At 36.7% G+C, this 14,241-nt stretch carries 12 protein-coding genes and 1 pseudogene; 12 read left to right on the forward strand and 1 reads right to left on the reverse strand.

Annotated elements, in window-relative coordinates; translation table 11 throughout:
* The 11 genes and pseudogenes from QZ998_RS01975 to QZ998_RS02025 all read left to right on the forward strand — a co-directional run.
* Positions 1-2,078 (forward strand): pyruvate formate lyase family protein (locus tag QZ998_RS01975; protein ID WP_296557585.1); only part of this gene is annotated, 2,078 nt, incomplete at its 5' end.
* Between the two features lie 112 nt (positions 2,079-2,190).
* Entirely contained in the window at positions 2,191-2,469 is a 279-nt protein-coding gene (gene pduA / locus QZ998_RS01980; protein WP_296557587.1) for a propanediol utilization microcompartment protein PduA, read from the forward strand.
* 23 nt (positions 2,470-2,492) lie between these two features.
* Positions 2,493-3,278 carry a propanediol utilization microcompartment protein PduB gene (gene pduB, locus QZ998_RS01985; RefSeq protein WP_296557588.1) on the forward strand — a complete coding sequence of 262 codons (786 nt, stop codon included), beginning with the start codon at positions 2,493-2,495 and terminating at the stop codon, positions 3,276-3,278.
* 306 nt (positions 3,279-3,584) lie between these two features.
* Entirely contained in the window at positions 3,585-5,015 is a 1,431-nt protein-coding gene (locus tag QZ998_RS01990; RefSeq protein ID WP_296557591.1) for an aldehyde dehydrogenase family protein, read from the forward strand.
* A gap of 124 nt (positions 5,016-5,139) precedes the next feature.
* Positions 5,140-5,439, forward strand: a complete 300-nt coding sequence (locus tag QZ998_RS01995; protein ID WP_296557592.1) for a BMC domain-containing protein — start codon at positions 5,140-5,142, stop codon at positions 5,437-5,439.
* Entirely contained in the window at positions 5,432-7,399 is a 1,968-nt protein-coding gene (locus QZ998_RS02000; protein ID WP_296557593.1) for an NAD(P)/FAD-dependent oxidoreductase, read from the forward strand. Before QZ998_RS01995 ends, QZ998_RS02000 begins: the two co-directional genes overlap by 8 nt.
* A gap of 121 nt (positions 7,400-7,520) precedes the next feature.
* Positions 7,521-7,925, forward strand: a complete 405-nt coding sequence (locus tag QZ998_RS02005; protein WP_296557595.1) for a hypothetical protein — start codon at positions 7,521-7,523, stop codon at positions 7,923-7,925.
* Positions 7,926-8,394: 469 nt separating this feature from the next.
* The gene (locus QZ998_RS02010) at positions 8,395-8,832 is read left to right on the forward strand and encodes a hypothetical protein (protein WP_296557596.1); all 438 of its coding nucleotides are present in this window, start codon (positions 8,395-8,397) and stop codon (positions 8,830-8,832) included.
* A 30-nt stretch (positions 8,833-8,862) separates the two neighbouring features.
* Complete coding sequence (locus tag QZ998_RS02015) at positions 8,863-9,966, forward strand: hypothetical protein (RefSeq protein WP_296557597.1); 1,104 nt, start codon at positions 8,863-8,865, stop codon at positions 9,964-9,966.
* Between the two features lie 43 nt (positions 9,967-10,009).
* Positions 10,010-10,453, forward strand: a pseudogene (locus QZ998_RS02020) (ATP-binding protein); the annotation flags it as partial.
* Between the two features lie 59 nt (positions 10,454-10,512).
* The gene (locus QZ998_RS02025; RefSeq protein WP_296557598.1) at positions 10,513-10,704 is read left to right on the forward strand and encodes an ATP-binding protein; all 192 of its coding nucleotides are present in this window, start codon (positions 10,513-10,515) and stop codon (positions 10,702-10,704) included.
* A 1,241-nt stretch (positions 10,705-11,945) separates the two neighbouring features.
* On the opposite strand, the gene QZ998_RS02030 is transcribed toward QZ998_RS02025, so the two are convergent.
* The gene (locus QZ998_RS02030) at positions 11,946-12,338 is read right to left on the reverse strand and encodes a MerR family transcriptional regulator (protein ID WP_296557599.1); all 393 of its coding nucleotides are present in this window, start codon (positions 12,336-12,338) and stop codon (positions 11,946-11,948) included.
* A 624-nt stretch (positions 12,339-12,962) separates the two neighbouring features.
* On the opposite strand from QZ998_RS02030, the gene QZ998_RS02035 reads away from it, so the two are divergent.
* Positions 12,963-14,241: pyruvate formate lyase family protein (locus QZ998_RS02035; protein ID WP_296557601.1), on the forward strand; the 1,279-nt coding region annotated here is incomplete at its 3' end.

Here is a 14,241-nt window from a genome sequence, read left to right on the forward strand (position 1 = left end):
GAAAAAATCTGAAAGATCAACTTTTAGGAGTTTTAACAGACGAAGAAATTAAAGGTTCTTCTGCAGGTGGAAGACCTGTTTTCTTCCCTAATCTCTATATGTATGGTGGGGTTGGTCATACAACAGCTGATTATGAAACATTGTTTGAATTAGGGTATGGTGGCATTAAAAAAAGTATTGTTGAACATTTAAGTAAGATAGAAGATTGTACGACTAAAGAAGGAATCGAAAAGAGAGAGTTTTATACCGCTGCGTTAATTTCCCTGGAAGGTGCTTCTTGTCTTTTTAGACGATATGCTGGCTTGGCAGCTGAGATGGCAGAAAAAGAAACCAATAGTGAAGAAAAAGAAAATCTTAAAACCATTGCAAGCAATTGTGAATGGGTTTCAGAAAATCCACCTCGAACTTTCTGGGAAGCAATGCAGTTATACCACTTAGCAACAAACATTATATTAATTGAATCAAATGGACATTCAATTTCTTATGGTCGTTTTGATCAGTTGTTATTTCCTTTCTATAAAAAAGATATGTTGGAAAAAAACATTACAAAATCTCGTGTTTCAGAAATCATTGAAAGTTTTTATGTCAAAATTTTCGAATTAAGAAAATTACGTGATGAAGGAACAGCAGTACTGAATAGTGAAGTAGGTATGGGTGGTACGACTTTACTTGTTGGTGGCGTTGATAAAGATGGAAAAGATGCTACTAATGATTTAACTTATCTTGGTATTGAAGCACACGCGCATACTCGTTTAACCGATCCATGGTTTGCAAGCAGATGGTTTGCTGAAGCCCCCTGGGAATTTAAGGTAAAACTTGTAAATGTAATAAAAATTGGAACAGGTCAGCCAAAACTTTTCAACGATGCGGCAATTATTCCAGCATCATTGGCAGCAGGAAGAAGCCTGGAAGATGCCAGAGATTATACAATGGTAGGTTGTGTGGAAATTGATAGTGGCGGTGGCAAGGAGTATGGTTCTCATGATGCAGCTTATTTTAGTTTATGTAAAGTTTTAGAGTTGGCAATCAACAATGGAAGATGCATCGATTGTGGACCACAATGTGTTAATTGGATAAAATGTGGAGATGTCGGTTTACAATTAGGACCAAAAACCGGTAGTCTAGATACATTTAAATCCATCGAAGAAGTCATGGAATCCTATGAAAAACAAATGAACTATTGGGTAGATCGAATGGCGACATTCATTAATGCCACAGAAATCATGCAGGCAAGAACAAAACCATTGCCCTATTTGTCTACTCTAAAGAGAGGTTGCATTGACAATGGTCTAGATTGTACTGCAGGTGGTTCAATTTACAACTTTTCCGGACCACAAGGGGTTGGCCCCGGGGCAGTCGCAGACGCGATGTGTTCTATTCAACAATTGATTTTTGATGAAAAGAAAGTAACTGGAACAGAGATGTTAAACGCTTTGAGAAAAGACTGGGTAGGTTATGAAGGCTTATATAATCTAATTAATAGTGATCGCGTCATGCATTACGGTAATGATGATGATAATGCTGATCAATATGCTGTTTGGGGTTCTAAAGTATATTTTGATGAAGTTATGAAACACCAAAATACTCGAAACGGTAAATTTTTGCCAGGTCTTTACTGTGTATCTGCGAATGTCGGGATTGGACTTTGTCAAGGTGCATCACCAGATGGAAGAAGAGCATATGAAGCAGTATCAAATAGTTTAGCGCCAGTTCATACTGTGATCGGTACACATGATGTAAAAGGACCAACTGCTATGGCAAATTCTGCAGCAAAAATTGATCATTTAGTTGCTGGTAACGGGACACTCTTAAATGTTAGATTTTCACCCAATTGCGTTGCCGGTGATAATGGCAGAAATAACTTTATTAGTTATATTGACGCCTATTTTAGTAAAAAAGCACAACACGTTCAGTTTAACATTGTAAATACTGATACTTTAAAAGCAGCTCAAAAAAATCCGGAACAATTTCAAGGATTATTAGTTAGAGTAGCGGGTTATAGTGCTTATTTCGTAAGATTGAGTAAAGCATTGCAAGATGATTTAATTGGAAGAAAAGCATATGATTCATTTGATTGAGTTAGTAATTAATATTTAATATTATTTTGATTTAAAATGAAAAAAATAACGAGTGATATTTGTTGTTTTTATCGAAAAGTAATGGTTGTATTTGAATAAGAGGAGAGAAAATATGCAAAATGAAGCCTTAGGTATGATAGAAACAAAAGGATTGGTGGGAGCGATTGAAGCTGCGGATGCAATGGTAAAATCAGCAAATGTAGCTTTAATGGGCTACGAAAAAATCGGTTCTGGATTAGTAACGGTAATGGTTCGTGGAGATGTTGGAGCAGTTAAAGCTTCAGTTGACGCAGGTGCTGCAGCTGCAGATAAAGTTGGACAAGTTGTTTCAGTACATGTGATCCCAAGACCACATGGTGATGTTGAGAAAATTTTGCCGAGTCTACAATAATATAATTACGGAGGTGTGAATTAATGAAAGATGATTTAATGAATAAATTGATGGAAGAAGTTATGAAGAAAATGAATGAAGTTGAAGATAAAGAAACAGTTCCATCGGCTTCAGGTGTTTGTGGTTTAACAGAATTCATTGGAACTGCGCGTGGGAATACCATTGGGTTAGTGATTGCAAACGTGGATAAATCTTTGCATGAAGCAATGAAAATTGATCCAAAGTATAGATCTATTGGAATCCTTTCCTCTAGAACTGGTGCAGGTCCTCAGATTTTTGCAGCGGATGAAGCAGTCAAAGCTACCAATTGTGAAGTTGTAGGTGTTGAATTATCAAGAGATACTGAAGGTGGCGCTGGACATGGCAGTTTGATTATATTCGGAGCAGAAGATGTATCTGATGCAAAAAGAGCGGTTGAAGTTGCGTTAAATGACCTAAACAGAACTTTCGGTGATGTATATGCCAACGCTTCCGGACATTTAGAATTTCAATATACTGCAAGAGCAAGCTTCGCTTGTAATTTTGCCCTAGGCGCTCCAATTGGAAAAGCCTTCGGTATCGTAGTTGGCGCTCCAGCTGGTATTGGTGTTTTAATGGCCGATGCATCTTTAAAAGCTGCTAACATCGAACTTGTTGGTTATGCTTCACCAGATAATGGTGGGACCAAATATTCTAATGAGTCCATGATCTTCATTACTGGGGATGCTGGAGCAGTTCGCCAAGCTCTTTATGCAGCAAGAGAAGTTGGAAAACAAGCTCTAGAAGCTCTTGGAGGCCCTTGTCCACCGGCTACAACACCTTATATTTAAATAAACAGCCTGTTATTAAAATAAAAAAGCTACTAACTTATAAATATGAAAAAATGGAAAGAATAAGTAAAATATAATCATTTTTAGATGAAATATCTTAAGAAGAGGGTCACTTATTGCTGATGTGTCGGTCACATCAGCATGTTTTCTATTGAAATCAATTTAATCATGAAATTTGTTAGAGGTTTTTGCAAATTAAGTGAGGATAAGATATTATTTCTGCGTTAATTATTTACAGTCGCAAAAGCACAAAAAAAAATTTGTTAAAGAAATAAAAATTTGGATTTGAAAATAAGGAGAAAAATTATGTGTTCATCAATTGAAAGAGACGAACTAGACTATATCAAGAAAATTGTCGAACAAATATCAATACAAATGAGCAACAATGAAAATGACAGCAATGTTTCTAAAGTATTAAATAATTGCTTTTTTGATTGTGTTAATGATGCGGTGGATGCTGCAGTGATAGCACAAGTTGAATTATCTAAATGTTCTTTAAAAGAAAAAGAAAAAATGATTACGGCAATTAGAGAAAAGATACGTGTAAATGTTGATAACTTATCTCAAATGGAATTAGAAGAAACTGGAATGGGAAGATTTGAAGATAAAGTTGAGAAACATCTGCTTACTATTGAAAAAACCCCTGGCACAGAAGATGTAAAACCAGAAGTTTATACTGGTGATGACGGATTGACTCTGATTGAAAGACGGCCGTTTGGTGTAGCAGGATGTGTATTGCCTTCAACGGCGCCATCATGTACACCTATTCATAATGCGATTTGTATGATTGCGGCAGGAAATAGTGTAATTTTTAGTCCCCATCCCGGCGGGAAAAATACATCGTTTGAAGCAATCAGATTGATAAACGAAGCCATTATTGAAGCAGGAGGTCCACCTAACGTTGTGGTAGTTACAAAAGATGCAACGATTCAAATGGCAAACGAAATAATGAAACATCCTTTGATCGATTTATTGGTCGCAACAGGTGGACCCGGAGTTGTCAACTCAATTCTTTCATCAGGTAAAAAGGGGATTGGGGCAGGACCAGGCAATCCGCCGGTTCTTGTGGATGAAACCGCTGATATACTAAAAGCAGCAAAAGATATTATCGATGGTAATGGCTTTGAAAATTGTATACAGTGTATTGGAGAAAAAGAATGCATTGTTGTGGATTGTGTTGCAGATCTACTGATTTCGGAAATGCAGCAAAATGGAGCTTTTTTAATTCGAGATAAAAATAAAATTGAAGATTTAACAAATATCGTGACATTAGAAAATGGTACAGTCAATAAAGTATATATTGGAAAAGACGCTAAGATCATTCTTAGAGATATCGGAATAAATGTTGGAGATGAAATAAAGTCGATCATATATGAAGTTCCTGCAGATCATATTACCGTAGTAGAAGAATATCTGATGCCACTTCTTCCAATCGTCAGAGTCAGAAACGTTGATGAAGGAATTGAGAAAGCAGTCAAGATTGAAGGAAGAAGAAGACATAGTGCAATGATACATTCACGTGATGTTAGAAATATGACTAAATTTGCAAAAGCAATTCAAACAACAATTCTGGTCAAGAATGGACCTTCTTACAGTGGCGTCGGTCTAGGGGGCGAAGGGTTTGTTACAATGAGTATTGCAGGGCCAACAGGGGAAGGTCTGACGAGACCTCGTACATTCACGAGAGAACAGCGATGTACGCTTTGTGGCGATTTAAATCTACGTAGTGGTTTATAAATTTCTGATTTAAATAGAATTGAAATACGCCGTTGACAAATAATACCATTCCCAATGAATTAAATTATTTGTCGCTGACATTACCTGCCAAAGAATCAAATTATTATATTGAGGATGAATAATTATGTTGAAATGTAGATTTATTTCATCGCCAGATGAATCGACTATGGATCTGTTGCGAAACCGGGTGAGAACAGCAGACCGAAAAAAAATTGAACATGACATATTTGGTGCGATTGGACTTGTTCAAGCAAATGTCTCATCTTTGTTCGTTTATGCAGATATTGCAGTTAAATCTGCTGATGTCATTGTTTTGGACATTGTAGGCAATTGTACACAAACAATGAGTACCATTGCTTTTTTGGGTACGATGGAATCGGTAAAATCGGCATTAACTGCTATTAAACAAGAGAGAGATGATTAATATGACATATAGAAATTTGTTGTCATCATTCAAAATTGCTGGTATGGAAGTAAAAAATCGGTTTGTGGTTCCAGCCTTAGCCACAAATTATGGCGATGCAAATGGTAATATTACAAAAAAAGTGATGGATTACTATATTGCACGTGCTAAAGGTGGCTATGGACTCATAGTAATTGAAATCGTTGCAGTAGATCCTCGAGGCCGTGCAATTCCTAACCAACTTGGAATTTGGGATGACTCATTTATTCCCCAATGGACGGAATTCATCAAGGCATTACATAAATATGGGGCTAAAGTTGCAATTCAGTTACACCATGCTGGTAGACAGTGTGCAAAAGAGAATATAGGAGGACAAACACCAGTAGCACCCTCCGCAATACCCTGCCCTCTCAGAAAAGAAATGCCTCATGAATTATCAATTCAAGAGACTTATGAAATAATTGACAAATTTGGAGCAGCTGCACGTAGAGCTGTGGAATCGGGAGTGGATGCTATTGAGATTAATGGAGCACATGGTTACCTGATAGCACAGTTTATGTCTCAATATTCGAATAAGAGAATTGACGAATTTGGTGGCAATTTTGAGGCTAGAATGAAGTTCCCAAAGAAAATCATAAAAAAAATAAGACGTGAAGTGGGAAATGGCATTCCAATTATTTTTAGAATGAGTGGAGAAGAAAAAGTTCCTGGAGGCAGAGACTTACTAGAATCTACAGTTGTTGCTAGAGTCCTGGAAGAACAAGGTGTAAATGCAATGAGTATGTCCGCAGGTGTTTATGCTAGTCTTGAACATATGTCAGCACCCAGTGAATTTTCACCAGGTCACAATGTTTATATAGCTGAAGCGATTAAAAAGGCAGTGGATATTCCAGTAATAATTGCAGGTCGAATTAATTATCCACAACTTGCAGAGGAGATTATTAGTTCTGGCAAAGCAGACTTTGTTGCTCTGGGAAGAGTTTCGTTGGCTGATCCTGAATTCCCAAATAAAGTGGCTAGTGATACAGTTAATGAAATCGCACCTTGTGTAGGCTGCCTACAAGGTTGTTTGGACTACCTTTTCGATAAAGAAAAAATGAAAATTTCATGTCTTGTTAATCCATTTGTGGGCAAAGAAGACGAATGGAGGATCAAAAAAACAAATGTATCAAAAAAAATAATAGTTGTTGGTACAGGACCGGCTGGTCTTGAATTCGCTTGGGTCGCAGCAAAGCGAGGTCATCAAGTGATTTGTTACGAAAAGAATAGCTTAATTGGAGGACAATTAAGAATAGCAGGTATACCACCAACAAAATATGAATTATTGAATGCTCTAATGTATTATAAAACAATGTGCGATAAATATAATGTTCAGTTTAGAATGAACACAGAATTTACCAAAGAAATGGTTTCAGCAGATAAGCCGGATTCGATAATTTTAGCAACCGGAAGTGAACCACTGATACCCGATATCAAAGGAGTAAATAATCCGAAATTTATTAATGCAATTGATTTGCTTGATAGTAAATGTTCAGTGGGTGAAAATATTCTTGTAGTAGGTGGTGGAATTTTGGGTGCTGAAACAGCTGATTATCTTGCAGAACGTGGTACAAGTGTCACAATAATTGAAACAAACGCTGGAATTGCATTAGATAGTCAAGTTTATGTAAGAAAATATCTTCTACAGAGACTCCAAAATTATGGAGTAGTATGTTATACAAATGCTAAGGTAAAAGAATTCTTGGAGAATGGAGTTATTTATGAATCAACTACTAAAAAAAATGGCATTTTTACATCTAGTGTAAAAACGCTTGATGGATTTGACAATATCGTATTAGCAATGGGAGTCGCATCATATAGTCCATTATACAATGAAATAAAAAATTTAGTTGGTGAAATTCATGTAGTTGGAGATGCTTTAAAAATAGGAAAGGCAATTTCAGCAATTTCAAATGCTGCAGAATGCGCAATTTTGATATAAACATTCATTCATCTTCTATTGTTTTGCAAAATGATTTAAAATAAAGACTTAATTATTTACTACTCAAAAACAAGGTGAAAAGCAAGGAATCCACATCGCTTTTCAAAATACAGGAGCTGTAATGGAAAAAAGAGAGAAAGTTATCTTTAATAAGTGTTATACAATTCTAAGTAAAAATTTCAGTGATTATCAAACTGATGCTATATACTTAGATTCTTTGGTGAATTATGATACCCTTAAAAAAGATTGTTTATTGGAAATGTATAAAAATAATAATAGTAATTTTAATTTTAATATAATTATGATCGTGATGGCACTATACCAATCACTTTTACAAAATGCAATATCATGGGAAACATCAAAAAAAATTATATTAGAAATATTGACAAAAAGCTGTAACATATATTTAAAAACGAAAAAATGGCTTTACGGTAATATATATTTTGATCTTTTGGAAAAGAACAACTGTATTGTTCTGGCCCCTATTTTTAACAGGAGAGATTATGAACTTCATTGGTTTTTATAAATGAACAGAGTGCTGGTTGGTGAAAGAGGCATTAAGATGTTAGGTATGGCTTCAAGACAAGACTGATACAAAAATATCTGGAGTTATTCGACGATTAGTTTATCAATGGCATTCGAGTTTTTTGGGACTTAGTCAATATCAATCATTATAATGTGCATTCCTTTGCAGATAAGATGTTGAAATTACTGAGATAATACTCCGATTTGAAGTTTAATTTAGATCAATATTTAATATGCTTGATTGAGGTAGCTAATTTATTTGAAATTTAAGATTCGATAATGCTACCATTCACAATTTGAATATTTCACACCAATGATCTAACGATATTCAATTGGATACCGGCAGTACACGCATTGATACCGACAACGATTCACAAATCAATACTGGCTATTCATGGAATGATTACGCTGCAATATAATGTATATCAGGAAATAAATATTCCTTAATATATTAAAAGGAGGACATGAATATGTCCAGAAAAATCGCAGTAAAGCTCATTATGGAATTACGCGCCAATGGACTTTCGCAATCATCAATCGCACGCAGTAGACACATGTCGAAAACTTCTGTTAATGAAGTTTTCCGTATTGCTGAAGAACAGCATCTTTCTTATGATGATATCAAAGACCAGTCTTTAGGCGAAGTCTATCATCTTTTCTTTCCCCATAAACATGCTGAAGAAAGCGTTTATACGTTACCGGATTATGACTTTGTTCACAATGAGTTGACCAAAGTAGGCGTCACCCTCAAAATTCTTTGGCAAGAGTATCGGGATAAATGCACTGCAACGTCACATCCTGGCGTTGGTTATACTAAATTTTGCAATGGCTATTGTGATGAAGTGGCGCGTAAAAAGCTAACCAATCATCTGACACATAAGCCGGGTGTGATCGTTGAAGTTGATTAGAGTGGTAAAACCCAAAAGCTGATTGATCAGGTGACCGGTGATGAGATAAAAGTTTATCTTTTTGTTGGCACCTTGCCTTGCAGCCAGTACACCTATGTTGAACCGTGTTTAGATATGAAACAAAATACCTGGTTCAATTGTCATGTGCACATGTATGAATACTTTGGTGGGTCAACGGTTCGTACGGTTTGTGATAATCTCAAAAGGGGTGTTATTTCTCATCCAAAGGAAGGTGAGATCATTCGCACTGATGCCTATGAAGCTTTAGGGGATCATTATTGTACGGCTATTATGCCCGCTCCGGTAAGAAAACCAAAAGCAAAGACTTCGGTTAAAGGAAGCGTTGGTAAAATCGCCACAGCGGTGATTGCCAAACTTAGAAACAATGTCTATTACACCCTTGCTGATTTAAAAGTCGATGTTTTGACAGCTCTAAAAGTGTTTAATGACCGGCCTTTCCAGAAACGGCAAGGCAGTCGTACTGAAATCTACGATACCATAGAGCGCTCCTGTCTGAAACCATTACCGGTCCATCCCTATGAGGCGGTTACCTGGTTTTACAATAATAACATCTATTCCGATTGTCATATCGTTTTTGAAAAGAATCATTACTCCTGTCCTTATCAGTTTGCGGGTAAAATGGCCGATTTACGTGTCGGTGATTCGTTCATCGAGATTTATTGTCACTGTGAACGGATTGCCAGTCATCATTGTTTCCCGTACTATGCCATTGATCAATGGTCAACCCACGATGAAGATTTGCCTGAAAGTTTTAAACAGGCGGAATGGAATCAGGAACGTTTTATTAAAGAAGCCCAGGCAATGGGTGATTCCACTTTGATGGTGATTCAGCGGATTTTTGAGAATACCCGGCTCCCGGAAAGAGCTTTTGATCCGTCGAAGTCGGTACTGAAACTTGGCAAAAAATATACGTCGGTACGTCTTGAAAATGCCTGTGAAATGGCACTTAAAACGCATCGTTCTCCGAGATACAAGCATCTCAAGCCGATATTGGCCGCGGGCGAAGATATCCTTTATGCCAATGACCGGGATGCCACTCATAAAGCTGAAATAGCCAGTACCACCGGTTTTATCCGCGGGGCATCTTACTATGGCGGTTACAACAATGATTAATGACGAAACCCGACGCAAACTCCGCGAAATTCAACTGGAGGAAATGATTCAGGTGATTGACAGACAGGCAAAAGATACTATTTATGCCACCCTGTCTTTTGACGAGCGCATGAAAATGATCGTTGATTATGTTTATCAGGAAAAGCACAATAAGCGCGTCGTCAGCCTCATAAAACGGGCCCGATTTAGAATTCCAAATGTCGCCATTCAGGATGTTTTCTTTGCCGAGCGACATCTTGACAAAGATCTGATTCTGGAAATTGCTTCCGGTACTTTTATCAGCAATAATCAGAATCTCGTTATTTGCGGGTTCACTGGCTCGGGGAAGTCGTATCTGGCTTGTTCCATTGGAAAAGAAGCCTGTAAACAGGGCATTCGCACACGGTATATTCGCTTGCCGGACCTTCTGATGGAATACAGCGAAGCAAAGATCCAGCCGAATGGGCAAAGCAGGGAACTCAAAAAATATTCGAACTACCCCTTATTGATCCTTGATGAATGGTTAATTACGGATCTTTCTGATGATGAACTCCATTTTCTGTATAATTGGTCGAACGCCGTTATGACAACGGTGCTACTATTTTCTGCACGCAGTATAAGATCGAGGAGTGGCATGCTCGTCTCGGTGGTGGTGTTCTGGCTTATTCGTATTATTCTATTATGGATCGCATTATACATGATGCTCACATTGTCAGCTCTGGCAGTATAAATATGCGTGATTTTGTATTGAATCTATAATGAACCCATTTTAGGAAATACCGGTATCATTTTGTGAACCAATGGTATCATTTCAAGTACTGCCAGTATCATTAGTGTGTACTGGCGGTACTCTTAGCGTGAAATAATCAGGCTTGGCAATTGGTGTTTTTTTTGAGGGAAGAAAAGAACTTTTAAATGATCCTAAAAAAAAGTCTAGGATTGGATATAAATAAAATAAATTTGAATAATTGGATCGAGAAAACGAATGAATTTCTTGTGAACCGCATAGTAAAGAGGTTTAGCGCTTATACATGTCGATAATAATTATCACTTTGAAGTGGTTCGACCCACCGTCACTAAAAAAGTGACATTATTTTAATGTAAATCATATGAATTCACCGAATAATACGATAATTTCTTAAGTGATTCTTAATTAGAATCGACCTTTTGCCTTGATTAATGTCGTGCATATGGGAGTGTCAAGGCACACCATGTTTCCACATATTAGAGCCGTTTAGGCTCGTTTTTGTTTGAAAAATAGCATGCGTATGCACAACAAATTTAATGAAATTTCAAGTATTCAATCTAAAAAGGGTGCTTTTTTTATTTTTTGAAAAGATATTTGTCCTAAAAAAATTGGATTTTCATTATTTCTGTTGGCTTTTCCAAAGTGCCAGCTGATGATTAAGTGGACGTGCTAAATATACCGGTTATAGGGACCATGGTGTCCGGAATGGAAATCATTTATGGGCTAATTCATGTTTGACGCTATCTAAACCATAAACTTCCTGCATGGATTTGCTATTTTCTTTATTTGTTTATCGGTTTACTATGGTATAGGAATCATGGACAATCCGATCAAGTATTGCATCAGCAATTAGTGTCTTGGTATACTTTTTTCCAGCTGCAGGAGCAAACTGAGAACAAAAATTAATGAATGCTGTTTTCTTTCTATAGTTACCTTTTTCCCTTGCGGTTTGGGACTGGACTTTTATGATATCATTCCACTAGTAGCATTTGAAAAACTGGTAATAAATTAACTAAACTTGATGTCTATTTATTTTGCCATCTATTGATTGGCAGTCTAATCAGTCAAAAAAACATCCGCACCTCATTTTCAATAATAAAGATTCCTTTAGCTAATAATACAAGATCAGTTCAAGATGAAGCCTGACCATCTGTTGTTCGAATTATTTTTCGTAGTTGTGCATCTGGGTATCTCTTTTATTCACAGATATTCTATCTATAAGGTATGGCTGTTACAATCTTGTTTGACCAGCTCAACAGGCACCTTTATGAATAGCTTCGGTTCCGGCTTCAATAGCAGTTTCATAATATTGAATTTTATGATTAATGGTATTCATATGATTTTTAAGTTCATTTATTTTTTCTAAAATGACATCTTTTTGTTTAATAAAAACATCCAATCGATTATTCAGGCTTGCATCACCTTCCGTGCACCAGTCCATATAGGTTTTTATATCTTTGATGGACATACCCGTATTTTTCAGGCAATTGATAAGAGAGAGACTTTCAAAATCTTTATCTTTAAAAACTCTGTTTCCAGAATTGTTGCGCTCAATAAAAGGAAGTAGGCCCTCTTTATCGTAATAGCGTAATGTATGGGTAGTGAGATTGGCTTTAGCGGCAGCTTGTGCAATGGTGTAGATCATTATTTTTACCCTTTCCAAATATAATAGATACTAATAAAAAAAAATTGATTATCAGTATCTATTATAATATAAATTAGAGTTGGATCGAAGTCAAGAGTGTTTAAGAAAAAAATTAAAAATAACTATTGACTTCGTGCAACTTTAAGTAATATAATCATATCATCAAATGGCTGTTTATCGATTAGCTGAAAGGAGATGCAAATAAAAAAAAGTATTGTTAGAAAACGGATGTCTACATAAAGAAGGATGTATCTATACAGCCTTATCAGGAGTGGCAGGTTCATTTAGAAATGGAGGGCATTGAAATACAGATATACCATATTGGTGTTAAACCAGTACTTTGATACAGTGCATAATGGATAAAGTTTCTTGACAATCCGAAGCTTGAAAGAGATTCGATAATATTACTTGTTAAAACAAAATTCATATCTTGAATAAGAAGAAAAACCATAATTAAGAAGAAAATGTATTTTAGTGAAAGCGTTGGCAAGAAAAATTGCTAAGTGCGGCAATATATAAATTATGAAAGAAAAATAAATGAAAGGGAGGCCTAATTAGAGCAAATGCAACAGTGTTCGAGCATAATTGACTAGGTATTTTTTAAAATAAAGGAGCAATAAAAATATGACATCTGTAAATCCAAGAATCCTAAAATTGATTGATGGTTTATATTCAGTGACCCCCGAAATTGAATCGGAAAGAGCTGTATTAATTACACAGTCCTTTAAAGAAACCGAAGCAATGCCGATGATTATTCGCCGGGCCAAAGCATTAGAAAAAATTCTAAATGAAATGACCATTGTGATTCGCGATGAGGAATTAATCGTTGGTAATTTAACGACTAAACCTCGTGGTACCCAGATTTTTCCTGAGTTTTCTAACAAGTGGCTGATCAGTGAATTTGATACCGTGGCTAAACGAAAAGGTGATGTGTTCCTGATCTCGGATAAAACAAAGGATGATCTTGGCAAAGCATTTAAATATTGGGATGGTCGCACGGTCAATGAGTTAGCCGAACAATACATGTTTCCTGAAACCAGAGAAGCCATTGCCGCCGGAATATTTACGGTTGGTAATTACTTTTTTAATGGCGTTGGGCATATCGGTGTCGATTACGCTAAGGTAATGAAAGTTGGTTTTAAAGGGATTATTGCCGAAGCTGAAGCAGAAATAGCAAATGCTGATACTGCTTTGCCGGATTACATTAAGAAAAAACATTTTCTGGATGCCGTGATCATTTCCGCAAATGCTGCCATTAATTATGCCCATCGTTTTGCTGCTCTGGCAAGAGATCTGAGCAGTCAGGAAAAAGATCCTCGCAGACAAAACGAACTTCTGGAAATAGCTAAAATGTGCGAACAGGTTCCAGAAAATCCAGCGAATTCCTTTTACGAAGCCTTGCAGACTTTCTGGTTTGTCCAGGCAATCACGCAAATAGAATCCAACGGACATTCCATTTCACCGATGCGTTTTGATCAGTATATGTATCCCTATTATAAACAGGACGTAAGCAATGGAAATATTACTGATGAAAAAGCTCAGGAACTGTTGGATTGCCTGTGGGTTAAATTCAACGATATTAATAAGATTCGTGATGAAGGATCCACCAAGGCTTTTGGCGGTTACCCAATGTTCCAGAATCTCATTATCGGCGGTCAGACCCCAGACGGACTGGATGCTACTAATGAACTTTCTTTTATGAGTCTCGTGGCTACCGCACACACAAAATTACCACAGCCTTCGCTTTCTTTTCGGGTATGGAACAAAACACCGGAAGAGCTCTTATTAAAAGCCTGTGAAATCAGTCAATTAGGACTGGGAATGCCTGCTTTTTACAGTGATGAGGTTGTCATTCCTTCTTTAGTCAGCCGTGGCGTTACATTAAGTGATGCCCGTGATTACG

It is taken from the genome of uncultured Acetobacterium sp. (genome assembly GCF_927416815.1).
GTDB lineage: Bacteria > Bacillota > Clostridia > Eubacteriales > Eubacteriaceae > Acetobacterium.